Below are 18,727 nucleotides of genomic sequence, written 5' to 3'. Positions count from 1 at the left end.
GCGAAGCAACCCCAATCCACATCGGGGATGTGACCGCTCTTTTTCGGCCACATAAGATTTCAAGCGAAAGGCCGTTGGATGACCACAACTCGAACCGAAACGGACAGTCTGGGTGCAATCAGTATTCCACAGGCTGCTGCATGGGGGTGTCAGACCCAGCGCGCATTGGAGAACTTCCCGATCACGGGGGTTGCGATCAGTCATTATCCCGAACTGATCACAGGGCTGGCGGCGGTCAAAAAGGCCTGCGCGCTTGCCAACAAGCAGCTTGGAGAGCTTGCCCACCAAAAAGCTGATGCCATCGTCGCGGTTTGTGATGAAATCCTGGAGAGTCAGCATCACGAACACTTCGTTGTCGACGTTATGCAAGGAGGCGCAGGCACATCCACTAATATGAATGCCAACGAAGTTATTGCGAATCTTGCCCTACAGAAATTAGGGCTGCAATTTGGTGAATACCGCCACCTTCATCCAAACGATGATGTAAACCGCTCTCAGTCCACAAATGACGTCTACCCGACTGCGATCCGGTTGGCAGTTCTGGCCCGGATCAGCCCGCTCATTGAAGCGATGCACTCTCTGAGTAAATCTTTGATGGCAAAAGCTGAGGAGTTTGACCACATCATGAAGGTCGGACGGACCCAGCTGCAAGATGCTGTTCCAATGTCTCTAGGGGCCGAATTCCGGGGATTTGCGACAACAATAAACGAAGATGTGGATCGCTTAAGCGACTTGTCGCGCCTGCTGACCGAAGTAAACTTGGGCGGTACAGCGATTGGAACGCGTATTAACGCGCCAGTTAAATTTGGTGAAACAGCCGTCGCCCATCTGCGGGATATTTCGGGTGAGCCCCTGTCACTCGCCGCAGATCTTATTGAAGCGTCCTCTGACCTTGGAGCATTTGTCATGTTCTCAGGCACACTCAAGAGAGTCAGCATCAAACTGTCCAAGGTCTGCAACGACCTGCGCCTGATGTCGTCAGGCCCGCGTGCCGGAATTGGGGAGATTATTCTACCGGCGGTGCAGGCCGGGTCGTCGATCATGCCCGGAAAAGTGAACCCCGTGATCCCGGAAGTGGTAAATCAGGTCTGCTATCAGGCGATCGGGAACGATCTCACTGTTACAATGGCCGCTGAGGCAGGACAGTTTCAGCTGAACGCCATGGAGCCCGTCATCATCCACAAGGTTCTGGAAACGATGGGATCTTTAACGAGCGCAATGAACGTCCTTTCAGCCCGATGCGTGGATGGCATCGTTGCAGATGAAGAGCGTTGCCAGGCCCTGCTTGAAAACAGCCTTGTACATGTCACCGCACTGGCGCCGATCATTGGATATGAGGCGGCAACAAAACTTGCAAAACATGCTCAGGCGAACGGTCTGAGCCTGCAAGCAGCAGCTGAGCCAGTGCTGCCTAGCGAACAGGCTGCGATCGCGCTGTCGCATCTGAACTTTGGCGAAGCGAGTATTGTCGAATGAAACAAACCGGAACTCTACGCCTTGGTATCGTCGGTGGGCTTGGTGCGCTGTCGGGGGCTGATTTGCTTTATCGGATCGTGGAATCGACCCCGGTAAAATCGGAGGGTGACCATCGGGAGCTAATATTCGAACAGAAGCCAATGCGCGAGCCTGTTGCGCCAATGGAAAGCGCCTATAGCCCCACGCATCGGAAGCTGTATGTGTTTGATACTCTGGCAAAAATGGAGCGGGAGGGGTGTCACGCAGCTCTGCTGCCGTGCTTTATCACCCATTGCTTTTTGCAGGAACTGGAGGATGAGCTTGAAATCAAGCTGATCAGCATGACCGACGCCATCAAAGACGCCATTGATGGACTACCGTCTGCGCCATCAAGGATTGGAGTGCTGACAACGCCTTTCGTCCGAAAGAGCGGGCTATTCGAAGCGCTGTTTGGCGACCTCGTTTCGGTCATTTACCCGTCTACTGAACTGGAAATGAGTGTGATGAAGGCGATCTATGGTGTGGGCGGCTTCAAGTCAGGAAACAGGGGGCCTGAGATTATATCTCCGATCGATCAGGCCCTTAACGGTCTGTCAAAGCAAGGGGCGGAAGTTTTTGTTCCAGGCATGACGGAGTTGCCGCTGCTGTTGGATCAACTCACGATCCCTGAAGGAATGGCCGCTGTCGACACGGCTGCTGCGTATGCACGGCACGCATTGGACGCGACCAAGGTCGACCGGCACCACAAGTTCAAAGTGGGAATCGTTGGCGGCGTCGGGCCAGCTGCAACCGTAGATTTTATGGGTAAGCTTGTGGGGGCGACCGAAGCGTCGCGAGATCAGGATCACATCAAAGTTCTGGTCGAACAAAATCCGCAAATCCCTGATCGTACCGAGAACCTGGTCAGCAATGGCACAGATCCCACAGTGGCTCTCTATTCCACCTGCAAAAAGCTGGAACGGGGCGGCGCTGATATGATCGCCATCCCGTGCAACACTGCCCATGCTTATGTGGATCGCATTCAGCGTCACCTGGATATTCCGATTGTCAGCATTCTTTCCACCACAGCGGACTACATCACCGAACAATCGCCAGAAAGTCGACGTGTGGGCATCCTGGCAACAAACGGAACCATCCATAGCGGCCTGTATCAGCAAGCGCTCTCAAACGCTGGCCTGCAGTCGATTTTGCCGGACGAAACCCATCAGGCTTTGGTCATGGACTCCATCTATGGGCCGCAGGGGGTGAAAGCCGGATACACTGACGGGCTTTGTGTCGAGCAGATAGCGCAGGCATTCGGGCATCTGGTCGAAAATGGGGCAGAAGCAATCATTCTGGGATGCACAGAGCTTCCTTTGATTATCGATGCCAGTGACCCGAGATTGGCCGCATTACCAGTCGATCCGACAGATGTGCTCGCCCGCAAATGCGTGCAGTTAGCGAGTACGTAAATTCAAGTGCTTTTGACTGTTTAGAAACGGCGTTGCAAAACTTGCAACGCCGTTTCTCCATTTGGGGCGTAAGGCCGATCACTAGGCTGTTAAAGAATACATGATTGCTCGCAGTTCGACATACCGACTGCCCAGTGGAAAGGGAGGTAATCATGGAAACCGCAAATCAAAAAACAGGGTTTCTCGCGCCCTGGAGAAACCTGCTTCTGTGGAAGCAAATCGTTATCGCCCTTGTTCTTGGGGTCATCGTCGGTGTCATTTTGAACACAACCGGCAACGAACAATTTGCAACAACGATCAAGTACATCGGGACATTGTTCCTTTCGCTGATCAAAATGCTGATCGTACCGCTGATCTTTGTATCGCTGGTTTGCGGTATGACCTCGGTCAGCGACATGGCGCGTATGGGCCGGATCGGCCTTAAATCGGTCGTCTTCTATCTCTGCACAACTGCGTTCGCGATTGCCATCGGGCTTCTTCTTGGGACACTTTTCCAGCCTGGTGTAGGCATCGACCTAGGCGCCGCCGCTGCGATGGAAGCAAAAACTGCACCACCATTCATTGATCAGCTTATCGCGATCGTGCCCAAAAACCCAATTGCGGCAGCGGCTGACGGTAAAGTGCTGCAGATCATTTTCTTCGCCATCATGTTCGGCCTGTCTATCAACCTTGTTGGGGACGCGGGAAAACCGATCCGGGATTTCTTTGAAGCCCTGAATTCGGTCATCCTCAAACTGACGGAAATCGTCATATCGTTCGCACCCTACGGTGTTTTCGCCCTGATGGCTTGGGTTGCAGGCACTTACGGTCTGGATCTTCTTCTTCCGTTGGGTACGATCATTGCGGCACTTTACATTGGCTGCATCCTACACGCATTGTTCGTCTATGGTGGTCTGGTTACATTCCTTGGCCGTCTGAACCCGGTGCGGTTCTTCCAGGGCATCGTTGAACCTCAGATCGTGGCCTTTACCAGCACGTCTTCCTCGGGAACGCTTCCGGTCACCATGACAGCTGTACAGAAAAATCTGGGTGTAAATCGTTCCGTAGCCAGCTTCACGCTTCCTCTTGGTGCGACCATCAACATGGACGGCACGGCGATGTATCAAGGTGTTGCTGCACTCTTTGTCGCGCAGGCGTTCGGCGTTGACTTGGGCATGTCCGAATACATCACCATCATCCTGACATCGACGCTTGCCTCGATCGGAACCGCCGGCGTTCCCGGCGCTGGTCTTGTCATGCTGTCGCTGGTTCTGACATCGGTTGGGCTGCCGCTGGAAGGCGTTGCAATCGTTGCGGGTATCGACCGTATTCTCGACATGGCGCGGACATCGCTCAACGTCACGGGGGACGCGGCGTGCACCGTTCTGATCGCCAAGTCCGAAGATCAATTGGACCTCGAAGCATACAATACGCCGCATGTTTTGGCGGCACCTGATCTTTCTAAAGCATAGATCGTAAATCTCCCCGACTTCAGTCACCCCGATAGGGGTGGCTGCTTTTCGTTTTTGATTTGCCGTTTAATAACATTTTCGATTTCAAAAGCTTGGATTGAAAAAGTATGACTAGTCTACCTAGTCAGACAAACCACACCCAGGGATGGCTGGATCAGCGATGCACGCTGCGTTGCAATAATAGCGTGCCGCAGCCGCGTGAAATTTCTGCGTCGACAATCGCCATATAAGCGAAAGGCGGCTCCGTTGCTTGTCTAGGTTGTTTGACGTGGCAGCAGCGAAAACGGTTGAAATTTGGGTATCGCAATTACGCTGAATGACCGGTTTGATGACTTCGGCTTCAACGCAGCGATGAGCGCGCTGCACTTGCGAATGGATGTCGCGTCAGCGAACATCTGAAAGGACAACGGCGGCAATGTCCCGCCTGTGAGTTGTCGAATAGGCCAGCGGCGAAAGCATGGTCCCGGATCGCGCCAAGAGCAAGCCGGTTAATGACCGGTTTGACGACCCACCGCTGCGCAGCGGCAATCATACTGCCGCATGTGCGAACAATCGCTGCGTCAGCAAAAACCGCGTGTGCACAAGTCCGGTTTGTCCCGCGAGGCAGCCTTTCGTACTTGTTCCACTGAACGGTCATCACTCAACCAGAGATCGCTTCACATAAAACCGCTACAAGGATGTTCGCGGTTTGTTGAGATTAGCACTTTCAAGCTTTGGTTGTTCTAAGCGACCAGTAGGCCGACATTGTGTTGGGTGTATCTTGATGTCCTCTTGGCACAACAATGCACCAATTCGTCGCCTTCGCTCGAATGTCGGCAATTTCGCTAGCACTTGGATTAGAATCGAGCTTTCAGTGTAGGCGCTTAATTTTGCCGGTCATCCTTAAACCATCGCGAATGTTCAATCCCATCATCGCGAGGTTGGCTGCGCCAGCGATCAACTCAATCACCTGAACTGTGTAAAAGGTGCTGTCAAACTCGCCAGCAGCGGCTTTGCCAGCCAGAAACCAAGCGGCCGGTACGAGGATCAGCAAGCCGTTCAACGCAATGACAGGCATTCGGGTTTTCTTGGCCTTCGTAAGCGCATCCTTGCGTTTCCGGCCCATTGCCATGCCCGATCCGCCAGCAATCGCCATTGCCGGGATGAGGATGAACATGCCTTTCAGGATCAATGCCTTGACGGTTGCCACTGTTTCATGGCTCGCAAAGAGTTCGCTGGTGACCGTTGATGTCCAGAAGAGGAGGATCATCACAAAGCCGATGCCGCCCGCGATGGCGTGAATCTTTGTTTTCATAGTGGTTCTCTAAAATTGCCTTTTGGAAAGGATTTCGTCAGGCCGTGCAGCAATTCGGCACCGCAACCTTCTCAAACAGATGGGGGGCGGTCACAGCGCTTGAGGGATAATGGCTGAGCTGCTGCTGAAACTCGGGGTTTGAAAACGCCGCGCGGAAGTCCGCAACAGACTCCCAGACCGCGTAGTTCAGGTACATGCTGCCGTCGCCAACGACTTTGTGCAGTTGGGTGCTGATGTAACCCGGTTGCTTCTTCATCCATTGGGCATCGCACTTCCAAGCTTCTACCAAGGCGACTTGGTCAACGGGATCGACTGTGAAGAGATTGACGAGAACGACGGGTCCAGCGTCGATGTCCAATTGCCGTTCAATTGGAAACTCCGGGTCGAGGGGTTTGAAACTTACCATTTCGGTGCTCCTTGAAAGTAGCTTCAACTTGGTGTCATGTTGTCATATTTAGGAAGTATCAAACACAATGACAACACGTTGTCAAATAAAATGAGGAATCGACATGCCGGATGCGCGAAGGACCGAAGAAGGAGAAGCCGTGACAGCCTTGATACTGGATGTGTTTCGGCTGAACGGTCGATTGCAGCTTGCCGGTGATCGCCTTGTATCAGAACTCGGTCTGACAAGTGCTCGATGGCAGATCCTTGGCGCCATCGCCTATTCTGATCGACCGGAATCCGTTGCCTGGCATGCACGGACGATGGGTGTTCACCGGCAAGGCGTACAACGGATCATCAATGAATTGAGCAAAGAAGGCATGGTGGAGTTTCAGCCGAACCCACACCACAAGCGGGCGCACTTGGTTGTCATGACTCGAAAGGGGCAGGAGTTGTACGAAGCCGCGATTGCGAGGCAAATCCCATGGGTGAATGAACTGTCGGAGGGCCTTTCGCCAGATGAGATTGCCACTGCGCAAAATGTTATTGGTCGTCTCAAAACACGGCTCGAAGAAGCTTCAATACGACAAGAATAGAGTCCGACCCAAAGCTGATGCAAATACAGATCGCAGCATCAATTGAGACTGGCTCATCGCAGTTGGTATCTGCATGCGCTATCAATGCTCGTTATCAAGCGCATTGATTTGCTGGAGCATTTTGACAAGCAGATTAAAGAACCACTGAACCAGATATCGCTTCACATTATGCCGCTTCAACGACGTTCGCGGTTCGTTATGGTGAGGCATTTCAGCCAAAAGTTGTCTGCGCGTGCCTCTGTATCGGGAGACACGCGCGGACCATCGAGAAACCTGCCGGGCATCTGGCCCGGCATGATGGGCTCCGACGGGGTCGCCGTCCTCCCCATCGCCGCGCTTGATCCGCCCCACCGTGCGGCGTCTCCTGCGGTCCCCGCGCTTGATGGGTCCGGGTCCCCAATAACCGTTTCAATCAGCCGCGAGAGATCATGAAGTGAAGGCCTCGTTCTCGGTGATTTTTTCAAATGCGGGCAAGAACGCGTCATGGTGCAGCGACAGGTAGCGTGTGATCTGCTCGCTGCGCATCAGTTTCGCGATGTACCCGCGTGTCAGGACCAGATCGAGATGATCCGCGCCGTAGCTGTCTTCGACAAGGCGGACCTCGCGTTCCAGATTGGCAGACTCGCGCTCCATCAGCTCCAGCTGTTCGCGCGAAATGCCTTTGATCTTTTTCGGCGTTGCCGCTGACACCAACTGGCGCTCGGGTGTCGCGGCCAGAAGCGATCGGGCATAGTTGATCGTGAACTTATTCATGGCGACCATCAATTGCGCTGCTTCAATCTGGCGGATTGGCTTCATCTTTTTCAGAATCTGAAACCCAGTCAAAGCCACTTGTTTGTCTTTCAGCAGTTCCGCCGCCTCATCGCAAATACCATCCAGAAGCTGGCGTTTCTGCTTCAGGGTCTTGATGTTGACATTAAGCGCGCTCGCCAAACGGGCCTCCGGTACGCCAAGAGAGAGGGCTCTCAGGATCATCTTGTGCTCTTGAATGGTCGCGAGACGAGAGATGCGTTTGTTGTAGGTGAAGGCTTCGTCGTCCGTGGAGACAAGACATCGCGCATGTGTCTGACCCTGGTCTTTCAAAACCTCGAGGCGCAGATGCCCATCAAGCAGAGTATATTGACCAGCGTTGTACGGGTCGCGGGACACAACAATAGGTTCAACAAGGCCAATTTCCTGAACTGATGCGGCGATCTGTTTGAACTTGATGCTGGCCTTCTTTTGCGGCGTGAGCACATAGAGCGGCGCGATGTTCAAGAATGAGAGTGTCACCAGTTCCTGTTCAAAAGCAGCTACAACCGTCCGTTCTTTCCTGGTCACCGTCATGCGGACACCTCCTCGGATTGCGCCAACCGGTCTGCAACCTGCTTTGGCAGATTGGTAAGCCCTTCGGCGCGAAGCAAAGTGACGAAGTTTTCGTCAGTCATCAGGGTCTTGAGCGCTTGTGTCAGAAAGAGCAGTTCGCTGCGCGTTGCACTTGCTTTTCTCAGCAACACCTTCTTTTTCTCGACATCGTTTTCATAAGTCTTGAGCAGGCTTTCGACCGACAGGCTTTTACGCGGTCGTTCGCCAGTGGGCGCGCGGCCCTTGCCATGCTTCTGGCGCGCCTCAACAAGACGTTTAGCCGCCAGGAGTCTGCCGCCGCGCAGAAGCTTTTTCTCATAAGCTTGCCTCAGAACACGTTGCACGCCGACGTCATCCGCGTCCGCAATGTCAACGGCAACACTGACCGGAATCTTACCACTCTCCACTGCACGCAGGAGGCGGTGTTCGTGACTTTCCAGAAGTTTGATGACGCCGTGGACATACTTCTTGGACAGCTGAGTCTTGGCGGCGATTTCAGTTTCAGAGTAGCCCCTTTCTTTGAGGCGCCCAATGTCTCTGAGCAAGTCCAGCGAATGGTGGTGCCTGCGCGCCAGGTTTTCCACCAGGCTCATAACAAGGCAATCTTCGCTGCTGGCATCTATGACGATCGCTGGTATTTCAGACTGGCCAAGAACCTTGAATGCCTCAAGGCGGCCCTGGCCGCAGACCAATTCGTACGCTGGCTCACTTCCGTCCTCAGTCTCACGCGCAGCAACCGTTATGGGTCTTTTCAACCCAAGCTCCGCGATGTTCGCGGTAATCTCGTCGAACACCTTTTTGTTCCTGAGCCTTGGGTTGACGACGGTAATTGCATCGACAGGAACAAGAACAGTGTGTCCGACCGGCGCATGGTCCATCACGCTGCCTCCAGTATTGGCGTACGTGCGGCCATGTCGAAGAAATGCGCCAGGTTGTCGAAGCGGAATGCATCAAGGGACAAGCCGTTGTTTTCCGCCAAGCGTAACTTTGATTTGGTCATGTCAAAGGTGGGCAACAAGTAGTAGTCGAGGGGCGCGGTATTGGCCTGTCCCATCCTGACGACGATGGACAAGTCCGGAAGTTGGCCGGTGCTCAGGCGAATGTTCCAGCGATACGCGCCCGCGCCTGTTTGCATGCAGCGTGCGATGACAATGGAAACGGTGAACTCGTCATTGATGATGAGGGTATCTGTATTGGGGTCACGAGCGACATCTCCGCCAACGGCTTCGACTCCGGCGATGATGTCCCGGATGATGTCGGAATGCAGGCTGCGCAATCGTCTGTTGATCTCAACGTATCGGTAATCTCTGTCAGGCTTGAAGCCGACGAGGCTGTAAGCGCGCAACAGGCTACCAAATCTGTTCTGATAGGCCCCGCTGGATGGAAGCTTTGGTGCTTCATTGATGACAAAGCCCGAGAGGTACCCGTTTTCCTCCAAAACCTCCTTTAGCCGATCTAGCATTTCTTCGTCGGACAACACATGGGAGCGGGCTGCAATAATTGCTCCGGCAGCGTCGAACAGGTTGGCGTCAACGATTGCTTCAAAGGCACCAACAGCGCGAACCCAATTTTCCGGATCGTTCCGGACATGGCGTTTCTTAAGTTTGAAGGAATTGCGGTTCCAGAGATTATTCCCGATGTATTTTTCGTTGGTCAGAATTTGACGTACAACCGCTGGTGACCAATCGCGATCCAGATCGGTTGGAATTCCGCGCTGATTCAGGTCTGACGCAATCTCAGTTTCAGACCAACCGTCGTTCACAAATCTCAAGAAGATCTGATTCACTATTGCGATTTCATCAGCGGGACCCGGAACAAGTGTTACCCGGTCGGTCTGAATACTCTTATGTTCACCTCGCGAAAGAATGCCCTTGGTACGTCCTGCTTCATCAATCAGCATCCGCCGCAACCCGAACCCAGCTGCGCCGCCTTGTCGATAGCCCAACTCGATCAGCCGCTGCTGCCCCGCAAAGACCTTTTGCGAAAGCTCGCGACTGTATTCGCCTGCCATTGCCCGCTTTAAACCTTTGACGACGGTGGACATTGGGCTGCCATCATTCTCGAACTGTTCCGCACAGTATTCGACCGAAATGCCAGCCCGATTGCAGATATACTCGTAGTAGGCGCTTTCATCCGCGTCCTGGAAGCGCCCCCAACGGCTGACATCGTAAACGAGAACAGTTCCGAATTCGGTCTGGCCAGTTTCGATGTCGTCGATCAATTGCGATAGGCCTGCGCGGCCTTGAATTCTCAATCCGCTTTTGCCTGCATCAGAATAGGTTCGGATAATTCTGTAGCCGCGTTCATCGGCATAGCGCTGGATGGCGTCGGCCTGGTTTTCGGTCGAGTAGCGCTGATGCTCTGTCGACATGCGAACGTACTGTGCAGCGTTCCGGCGGTTTTCCCTGTCTGTCTTGTTCTTCGGCCAACTCAATGCTGCGGCTCCCACCACTCAAATTTGCAAACCTGTACGGGAACTCTGCGATTCCTTTCTCAATCCTAAAGGGAGAGGTCCGGAAACATGTTTCATAAAAAGGGCAACACGTTTCATCGAAAGTGCGACGAGCGCGTTTCGGCGTCAGAATACAGGGAGGCGATCAGCGACGCTCTTTCTCAAGAACTGGGTGGGGCAGGGCGAGCTACAAAATCAACGATGCGGTGGACTGGAGCAAGTGAACGAACGGCTAAGAACTGGATATCTGGCTCATACGGACCAACAGGCGAAAACCTGATCGCATTGATGAAGCATTCAGACACAGTTTTCGCGGTTGTACTCGAATTGGCGGGACGGAGCGAAACGATATCGATAGCACGGCTAAAGCTTGTGAGAGAAGAATTGGCAGAAATTTTGAGTGATTTAGAAACGATCTGTGCCGATGAGGGCGATCAAAAAACAGAATAGACTCTTTCGGCTGCTCCATCTCGATGGAAAGCCTTTGAGTCGCAAATGGCAAAACCCGTGCGCACCTAAAAAATCGAATGACTCAAAATCAATGGCTTAGCTGTTGTTGAATGGCAAAACTATGTGTCGCCCGACAGCTTGTTGAACGTCACACGAACCTGACCCAACCGTCACAGTTGGACCAGAAACGGGGTGAGCGTTCGACATCGGAAGGCACCACCAACGTTGGACATCAGTTGAAATTGACCTTTGCGTCTCAAACTGACCCAAATTTCCCATTTTAATTCTCCCACTAAGGGTTTCGTTTGATCTGGCTTCCCTTTTGGGAAATCAGGGCTGATTTGCAGATCAGACAGCGAAGCTGCCTGTTCCTGCTAATCTGCCACGTGGCGAACGCGGGTGAAGGCGCTTATCCGGCAGAACGTTTTGAAAGCTCATCGTTTCGGAACGTCTCTGCGCTACGTGACATCGTCCTCTGTGCAAACCTTGATGATCTGTCTTGAGAATCTGCAGTTGGGGCACTGGAGTGATGAGGACTCAGATGGGCGATAATACAACCAGAGATCGCTTCACATAACACCCGTTTAGCGATTTTCGCCGAGCGTTGTGACACCATCGGACAGCCAAAGGTTGCGAGACCTTTCATTCAAGGTGACTTTTGGCGACACCTGCAACACAAATTGAACCTTCTCTTGCAAGGCTGGCTGTTGCCGATGCAGAAAGTGCTTGTGGCTGCAGCACCAGAATCGCGGCGTTGAGGCATGGTTGAGCACGGAAGCTACAATATAGCTGGTCCATTGCAACAATGCCTGCAGCATCGAGAGATTATGATGAGCTCCGCCGGCTCAGTAACGCGAAAGTACCAGCCAATAAAAAGCTAGTCTTGTGGGAAACCACACATCGTAGCTGTGCGAATTGTGCAATTTTGGGCAGAATTCGAAAAAAACTGTCACAAAGGATCAAGCGATGCATATCCTCCTTACAGTTTATTCTAAGGCTCTAAACTGGCGCAAACAGACTGTAATTGTTGGCAAATTCGGAGGTACAGTTACAGAAATGAAATCATGGTGAAAATTGGGGTAATTGGAACCAGCGCCATGGGTTCAGCAATAGTGGAAGGTTTACTAGGTCACGCAGCTTGGCCGTTTCAGGTCTGGGTCTCGAACCGAAATTCGGCGCAATCTTACAAGCTTTCCTCCAAATTCAACAATGTCATACGTGCTGAAGCTGAAACGATCGTTGCAAAGTGCAGTGTTATCATTCTTGCAGTGCGTTCAGAGCAAGTGCAAAAAATTTGTCAAAGGCTTGTTTTGCGGCCAGATCAAACACTTGTTAGCTTAGCGACCGGGATAGATTTGCCAAGATTACGACATTACTGCAGGTCTAGTCCGAAAATCGTTCGCGCCTACCCATTGCCACCAATTGTCAAGGGTATAGGCCCTATTCTGATATATCCGCGAGAGCAGGATGTAGAACATATTTTTTCTCAAATTGGCGAGGTTATGACCTTCGATGATGAAGCGCAGTTTCACGCATACACGTGCGCTGGGGCCTTTATGGCAATGTTCTTCGAAGTCACAGCCACATCAGTTTGCTGGCTTACGAAACATGGTGCCAAACCGGAACAAAGTAAAAGTTATGTGACATCCTTGGTTCACGCAATTGCGGTGCTGACCCAGGAGTTCGATGCGGAAAGGCTTGAACTGGAATGCCAAAATTGTTTGACTTCAGTAGGCCTTAGCGAGGGGGCGCTGCAAAGTCTTCACGAAGTCGGTTGGTTCACGGCCGTCGAAGAAGAGATGACAGCCATCTACCAGAGACATATAGCTGGCTGATTCCACGCCGAAGGTGATAACCGTAGGAGGGAAAGATGCGTACGCGACTGCTAACTTGGCAAGGTTCACGTTTAGTCGCATTCTCGGAAATGCTCGGATCATCGGTGGAGAAAGAGCTTCCTTTCCACGATCCGATACTCTTACCACGCGACGAAGCGATCTTTCTTCTGCACACGGCAGCGGAGATCGAGCACTCTCTGATGGTGCAGTATCTGTACGCTTCCTTTACTCTGAACAAGCAGCACAAAATAGCCCGTGACTGGAGCAAAACTCTGCTGAAGATAGCCAAGGAAGAAATGGGACACTTGGTTACCGTTCAGAACCTCCTGCGTCTGATCGGAGGGCCTCTAAACTTTGAGCGTGAAGACACTCCGTTTCGTTCAGAGTTTTACCCGTTCCCGTTTACACTTGAGCCGCTGACGATCGCTCAGCCCGCCAAGCTTCCCGATGGGGGCGGAACAGAAGAGGAAATCGCTCGTTGCCTTGAAGAGGCTGGATCACTCAACCGATACATCGCGGCTGAAATGCCGTTCCTTGAAGTCGTGGAGGACTTAGAAAGATCACTGGTTGAAGCCATCATCGGTTCTACACAAAACGTAAATCGAGTGGGTCTACTATACGCTCGGCTCATAGACTTGTTTTCTGCACCGCAGAATGGACAAGAAGGGAAGCATCTTTCTGATGGCGACTTTCTGAACTTCGTTGAGGGGTATCAGGCTAAGGAAGAAGACTGGACATTCGACGGCAGTGGTATCCTTATCCCTCCAATCACCACTCGCGGCGAAGCGATAGAAGCGCTTAGGGAGATCGCGGAGCAAGGGGAAGCTCCTACCATCGACGGCGAGGGACATTCGTCGCACTTTAGAGAGTTGCTGGAACTCTACAAGGCATACGCAGTCTCGTTGGAGGCTTCGGAATCCTGGTCTCCGCATCTTCCGGTACCGTGTAATCCGAGTACGTTAGAATTCAAGCGTGCCAGGGCATTTGAAGTCACTCCGATTTCAAACGTCCATGCGAGGAAATGGGCGCAACTGTTCAACGTTCGTTACAGGCTGATGTTTGGCGTGCTACAGCACCACCTTTTGATCGACAGTAACACGCAGGCAAATATCATGTGGCGAAACGCATTTAGAGACTCGGCTCTTAACGAAATGCATCTTCTCAGCGCCATTTCTGACCGGATCGTCGAACGCCCATTGGGTGAGCCGGACGATCCGATGCGTGCTGGACCGACGTTCGAGCTTCCTTACACGCTTCAACTGCCAGACCGTGACTGCGATCGCATCCGTGCGCATCTAGCAACGATACATTCATCAGCGTCACTCGTTGAAGATATTAAATCGAGCGATCCCTTTCTGAATGATTCAGATGCGTCCGTGTTTGAATTTATTCGCAGCGTAGACCAAGAATTGATCACAAAGCTAACGCACGGAGAGAGGATTGCCATGCCCGAGAGCGAAGGTTCAAATACCAGTTTCGAAAGAGACATCAAGCCGTTATTCACCGATATAGACACGGCGCACATGAAAGGTGAATCAGGGCCGACGATCCCATCTTTCAAGCGCTTTGATCTGACAGATTACGACGAGGTCAAATCCCGCAGTCAAAAAATCCTAAGGCGTTTGGAGAAGCCTGAAGGTCACCCTCAGCTTATGCCGCCGGATCAGCGATGGCCGCAAGCGGATATCGACCTCTTCAAGAAATGGATAGATGAAGGACATCCTGAATAAAGCGCCCAGTCAATGAGTGTGGGATTTCCCACTTAGGTCGAGATCGAAGTGCTTTAGGATGACGACAAGACTCGATGCTTCCCGAAGTTGAACAATGGATCTCGATGACTGAAGCTTGTTGCGGCACTGCACTATAGCGGCGTCTAAGGAGGGGTAAGACATTGTCAGAAACAATCACCGATATCAAAGAAATCAGAATATTGCCTCCCATGGGAATTGCTAGGTTCGGCTCTTCGCCGGAGCCGATGCAGAATTACGTATTGGATGTGTTTCGCGATGAATACGGGAAGCCAACCGTTGCAAAGGATGAAGATGACAATCCAACGCGGACTTACCGTCAATTGATCGCAGCAGAATCGCTTGTGGTAAACGCAGACGACGGAACAGTTAGCCTGCAGCGGGTCGAGGAGGTGGAGACGATAAATTTCCGCGATGCCGATGGCAGAATCAAGCCAGTTTGTCCTTTTTTTGAAGTGTGGGCTGTTTTCGAAGACGATGGACCGCTACTTAGGCTTACTAGTCTACACCTCTCGGAACTGGGCTTGTCTGCATCTGATGTGAAGTGGCGTGTCGTGGCTGCAAACTCCAAAGCTTTCAGACGGACAGGCGATGAGAATGACAACGTGGTCGCCGTTGTTGATCAGTTCTCTGACCATGACACCAAAACGCTGATGGGTGAGTGCCAAAACTTCAAACCAGGCAAAAACATAAAATTTGGTACCATCAGGTACATTCGGCCAAACGACTCACACCCTCAAATCCGCGCTCGGTTCACACCAGCAATGGGCAAGGTCTTTGGACCAAATCAGGTTGACAGACATGTAGAAACCGGCGAGCCACTTACAAACGACGACGTTTATGCGGGACATCGTGCCGCTCGCCACGATACAGCACAGAGTCCTGCAACTGAATATCCGGGTAAATGGGATCGCTATTGGTACAACAAGCCGGATACACCGCCCTTCACTGCGCCCGCAGATATTTTTCAAGGTGAGGACGTTGGAAACACGAAGCTGAGCCATGGCTACTTCGACGATACTTGTGATGGGATTCTCGAGGTTTCAATTTCCCTTCCGGAAAAAACGATTAGTTCGTACGCTCGTTTTTCGTCTGCGGTGCCTGACTTTGCTCCCGATTGCTTGCCGGTGCGATCGATCTCCGATGACGTCGAGCAAATGGTTATGGGTACTATTGTGGACACGCCAATTGATGATGACGGCAAAAAAAGTGCACTGAATGACGTACAGGATATTCTTCGTCGAGGCGTCGAGACAGTTCAACAAATGAACACAATGGTACAAAACGGGGATGAACCAATCGCCGGTATTCCTCAAAATCGAAACAATATGCCAGGCCAAGTTACCGGGACGGGTCGAATTTATGAACCTACTTTTGGGCAGGGTGGTGCAGAGTACTCAAGCGTCGTTCAGGCTCACGGTTTCGCACTTCGCGCTGCACTGCAAGCGGCCGACTTAGAAGACGCCTTTCCTATGATGGGCATTGTTCGTATGCCTGAACAAATTGCCGACTTGTCAAATGACTCGCGACGATTGATGCCGTCGATGATGAGAGGCAATGAAGGCCTCGAGCTTTGTCTTACAATGAGGCAAATCAATAAGCTCGGATTGGCAGACTCGACTTTCACTCAGGAAACAGACGAACCACAAGAAGACAACGTCGTCGAACACGAAGGGCAACCGGGAGCGCTCCCTGTGGCAGCTAGTATCGTTCCCGGGGCAGATGAACCTCAAGAAAACGATGTCGCAGTACACAATGTGGAGCCGGGAGCCACGAGTGCGAAAGCTGGTGTCCGGATTGAGAAGATGAAGATAGATCCTGCCCCAGGATGGAGGAACACACCGCGCAGTCCTGAAAACAATTCTACAGAGCGAGCTACGGTTCCCTCAAACTTGAAGATTAAGGATTAATTCGATGGCAAAATCATTACCTGATAGCATCTCGCCCACTGATGCTCTCGCTCAACAGAACTACCTGGGCGTGGGAAATCCACCTGCCTCCCATCCAAGTACTGCGGTTGGCAATTTTTTTCCAGGCTTGGAGTTCAACTTTCAGAATGTTTGGAAACGTGTGTTCAAGGGAATTGAACTTCTTGAGTCTACAAATCAAGTAATCGCGGTGTCTCAGTCAGAGGTGCCGACTGGTTTTCTCGATGAGCTGATAGCCGTGATTGACTTTATTGCTGAGGAAGGATTTACGTTCGCAGGTTTGTTCTTGGATAGTGTCGACGGCAAGTCTCTTACAATTGACGTGACTGGGCCAAAAACTATCGGTGGCCAAAACGAACGGCTCAGCAGCACTCCGCTTGAGTGGAGTAACTCGCTTTCCAGAATCCACTTCGAAAAGGCTATTCGGAGTAAATTGCCGGTCTTGTGCAAGTTCAGTGCACGAGCGATTACGACGAACGGATTGGGCATGGTGGAATTTCCATCGTCACATGAGTTTACTGTCAACTCTCTTGTGGAAAACAATAGCGGGCTTATTTCGAAATCGACTACACTAGCAGGAGAGATAACTGAGAGCTTATGTTCGCCTTGGCAAACAGATTATATTGGTTGTGCCTGCTATTATTGGGCATCTAATCGTCCTGACTACGTAAACATAACTGACGAAAATGACGCCGGAAATCATTGGTTGAATCCGGATCGCGTAGTTGAAGATGGCAAACCGTTTTATTCATTGCGACCTGAGGAGAACCTCAAACATGAAGACGTCATGCAAGATTGGGAAAGTAAGTTCCAATTTGTAGTGGGTGGGAAAGATGTTCCTGATGGTGTGGTGCCAAATCCGGCGGCAGCGACCGGGGATGACTCAGGGGTGGAAACATGACCTCCTCAAATCTAGCGGATTTCGCAGGAGAGGAGAGGTCATGGCTTTCGCAAGGCTTTTTATTCGATACTGAAGACGGGCCCCACCTGTTTCTAGCAAACGGCTCAAGAATTATTGCGGTGGAGGATGAGTTTGCTGATGCATATCAGAGGCTGACGGGTGCCGGGGATACCGACGGGGCTGGCGCACTTCTCGCGCGCTTTGGTCTAGATACTCCGCCGCTGATCGATGACAGGCCGGTGAAACGGTTTCCTCCACATGCACTTTCGCTGGCCATCGCGCAAAAGTGCAATCTTGGCTGCACCTACTGCTATGCCCAACAGGGTGAGTTCGGAGGCGCTGCAAAGAACATGTCTGAAGACGTAGCACTGGCGTCAGTCGAACGCCTTGTCCGTGGAGTGAAGCCAGGGGAGAGGGTTAACTTAGCCTTTCTAGGTGGCGAGCCGCTGATCAACAGGGTGCTGCTGCAACGAACGACTGATTATGCCGCCAAACGCGCCGAAGAACTCGGGGTGCGAATTGGCTTTTCCATAACGACAAATGGTACCTTGGTCCGGCCAGAGGATGCGGAGTTTTTTGAGCGCCATGGATTTGCCGTCACGATCAGCTTAGATGGAGTCGGAGAAACCCACGATGCATTGCGCCCTTTCAAAGGTGGCCGTGGTAGCTATGAGAGAATCCTTAAACGCATCGAGACGCTACTCTTGACACAACGGCAGATGCAGGTTTCGGCTAGAGTGACGGTAACTCCGAAAAACCTTAGGCTAACTGAAACACTGGAGGAGTTTGTAGCGCTCGGGTTTCATAGTGTTGGCTTTTCGCCAATGTTGCGTTCTCCCACTGGCATTGGCGAGATGGACAAATCGGATCTAACGGTCTTGCTGGAGCAAATGATTTCGTGCGGAAGGGCGTTTGAGAGCCATATTCTGGCTGGTCGCCGGTTCCCATTCGCAAATATGGTCAATGCTCTCAAAGAACTCCACCAGGGAACACATCGCCCATACCCATGCGGTGCCGGGGCAGGATATCTCGGTGTATCAGCAGACGGAGGATTGTTTGCCTGTCACCGTTTTGTTGACGATGACGCTGGAGCTATGGGAAACATCTGGCAGGGCCTAGATGGCAAATCCCAGAGGAGGTGGCTTTCGGAACGGCATGTCCACTTCCAGAGCCCATGCTCGGGATGTTGGGCCCGGTATTTGTGTGGAGGTGGCTGCCACCACGAAGTGATTGAACGGGGCCGGCCTTCTTGTGACTACGTCCGGGGATGGTTGCATTATTGCCTAAAGGCATACGTGCGCTTGCGCAAAAAAGTTCCAAACTATTTTGGTTTGCCCGTCCCTTCTTTCTCAGATGTTGTTGCGTCTTCCGAATTGCGTGTTCAAGAGGTGGCCGAGCCTTCCATTGCGGGTGCTGCCGAAGCGAATGATTAACTCTG

The 18,727-nt window shown here is 52.1% G+C and carries 15 protein-coding genes; 10 read left to right on the top strand and 5 right to left on the bottom strand.

Going from position 1 to position 18,727, the window contains the following annotated elements; translation table 11 throughout:
- Positions 1–78: 78 nt before the first annotated feature.
- The 3 genes from ACR0C9_RS09560 to ACR0C9_RS09550 all read left to right on the top strand — a co-directional run bounded on the left by ACR0C9_RS09560 (position 79) and on the right by ACR0C9_RS09550 (position 4,357).
- Positions 79–1,476: an aspartate ammonia-lyase gene (locus tag ACR0C9_RS09560; protein WP_170531563.1), complete on the top strand. Its 1,398-nt coding sequence runs from the start codon at positions 79–81 to the stop codon at positions 1,474–1,476.
- Positions 1,473–2,906, top strand: a complete 1,434-nt coding sequence (gene cuyB / locus ACR0C9_RS09555; protein ID WP_480473290.1) for a cysteate racemase — start codon at positions 1,473–1,475, stop codon at positions 2,904–2,906. The genes ACR0C9_RS09560 and cuyB overlap by 4 nt, the downstream gene beginning before the upstream one ends.
- A gap of 152 nt (positions 2,907–3,058) precedes the next feature.
- Positions 3,059–4,357, top strand: a complete 1,299-nt coding sequence (locus ACR0C9_RS09550; RefSeq protein ID WP_170531559.1) for a dicarboxylate/amino acid:cation symporter — start codon at positions 3,059–3,061, stop codon at positions 4,355–4,357.
- Positions 4,358–5,207: 850 nt separating this feature from the next.
- Here ACR0C9_RS09550 and ACR0C9_RS09545 read toward each other — a convergent pair.
- Together ACR0C9_RS09545 and ACR0C9_RS09540 are read right to left on the bottom strand one after the other, a co-directional pair.
- Positions 5,208–5,651: a hypothetical protein gene (locus ACR0C9_RS09545; RefSeq protein ID WP_170657276.1), complete on the bottom strand. Its 444-nt coding sequence runs from the start codon at positions 5,649–5,651 to the stop codon at positions 5,208–5,210.
- A 37-nt stretch (positions 5,652–5,688) separates the two neighbouring features.
- Positions 5,689–6,057 (bottom strand): antibiotic biosynthesis monooxygenase family protein, encoded by a 369-nt coding sequence (locus tag ACR0C9_RS09540; RefSeq protein WP_480780890.1) that lies wholly within the window; start codon positions 6,055–6,057, stop codon positions 5,689–5,691.
- Positions 6,058–6,160: 103 nt separating this feature from the next.
- Here ACR0C9_RS09540 and ACR0C9_RS09535 point away from each other — a divergent pair, with 103 nt between their 5' ends.
- Positions 6,161–6,631, top strand: a complete 471-nt coding sequence (locus ACR0C9_RS09535) for a MarR family winged helix-turn-helix transcriptional regulator (RefSeq protein ID WP_480567723.1) — start codon at positions 6,161–6,163, stop codon at positions 6,629–6,631.
- Between the two features lie 426 nt (positions 6,632–7,057).
- Here ACR0C9_RS09535 and ACR0C9_RS09530 read toward each other — a convergent pair whose 3' ends face one another.
- From ACR0C9_RS09530 to ACR0C9_RS09520, 3 genes are read right to left on the bottom strand one after another with little or no spacing between them, the layout of a single operon-like run.
- Positions 7,058–7,957: a plasmid partitioning protein RepB C-terminal domain-containing protein gene (locus ACR0C9_RS09530; protein WP_480780889.1), complete on the bottom strand. Its 900-nt coding sequence runs from the start codon at positions 7,955–7,957 to the stop codon at positions 7,058–7,060.
- Positions 7,954–8,853, bottom strand: a complete 900-nt coding sequence (locus tag ACR0C9_RS09525) for a plasmid partitioning protein RepB C-terminal domain-containing protein (protein WP_039970451.1) — start codon at positions 8,851–8,853, stop codon at positions 7,954–7,956. Before ACR0C9_RS09525 ends, ACR0C9_RS09530 begins: the two co-directional genes overlap by 4 nt.
- The gene (locus tag ACR0C9_RS09520) at positions 8,853–10,409 is read right to left on the bottom strand and encodes a recombinase family protein (RefSeq protein WP_480780888.1); all 1,557 of its coding nucleotides are present in this window, start codon (positions 10,407–10,409) and stop codon (positions 8,853–8,855) included. Before ACR0C9_RS09520 ends, ACR0C9_RS09525 begins: the two co-directional genes overlap by 1 nt.
- Before the next feature lie 87 nt (positions 10,410–10,496).
- On the opposite strand from ACR0C9_RS09520, the gene ACR0C9_RS09515 reads away from it, so the two are divergent.
- The 6 genes from ACR0C9_RS09515 (at position 10,497) to ACR0C9_RS09490 (ending at position 18,722) form a co-directional block, all read left to right on the top strand.
- Complete coding sequence (locus tag ACR0C9_RS09515; RefSeq protein WP_480780887.1) at positions 10,497–10,877, top strand: hypothetical protein; 381 nt, start codon at positions 10,497–10,499, stop codon at positions 10,875–10,877.
- Positions 10,878–11,941: 1,064 nt separating this feature from the next.
- Complete coding sequence (locus ACR0C9_RS09510; protein ID WP_480780886.1) at positions 11,942–12,712, top strand: NAD(P)-binding domain-containing protein; 771 nt, start codon at positions 11,942–11,944, stop codon at positions 12,710–12,712.
- Positions 12,713–12,747: 35 nt separating this feature from the next.
- Positions 12,748–14,442 carry a ferritin-like domain-containing protein gene (locus ACR0C9_RS09505; RefSeq protein WP_480780885.1) on the top strand — a complete coding sequence of 565 codons (1,695 nt, stop codon included), beginning with the start codon at positions 12,748–12,750 and terminating at the stop codon, positions 14,440–14,442.
- A 161-nt stretch (positions 14,443–14,603) separates the two neighbouring features.
- The gene (locus ACR0C9_RS09500; protein ID WP_480780884.1) at positions 14,604–16,370 is read left to right on the top strand and encodes a hypothetical protein; all 1,767 of its coding nucleotides are present in this window, start codon (positions 14,604–14,606) and stop codon (positions 16,368–16,370) included.
- A gap of 4 nt (positions 16,371–16,374) precedes the next feature.
- Positions 16,375–17,289 carry a hypothetical protein gene (locus ACR0C9_RS09495; protein WP_480780883.1) on the top strand — a complete coding sequence of 305 codons (915 nt, stop codon included), beginning with the start codon at positions 16,375–16,377 and terminating at the stop codon, positions 17,287–17,289.
- Entirely contained in the window at positions 17,286–18,722 is a 1,437-nt protein-coding gene (locus ACR0C9_RS09490) for a radical SAM protein (RefSeq protein ID WP_480780882.1), read from the top strand. The genes ACR0C9_RS09495 and ACR0C9_RS09490 overlap by 4 nt, the downstream gene beginning before the upstream one ends.
- The last annotated feature ends 5 nt before the right edge of the window (positions 18,723–18,727 follow it).

It is taken from the genome of Ruegeria sp. C12 (assembly GCF_056537745.1).
This window is presented reverse-complemented; position numbering and strand designations above follow the sequence as displayed.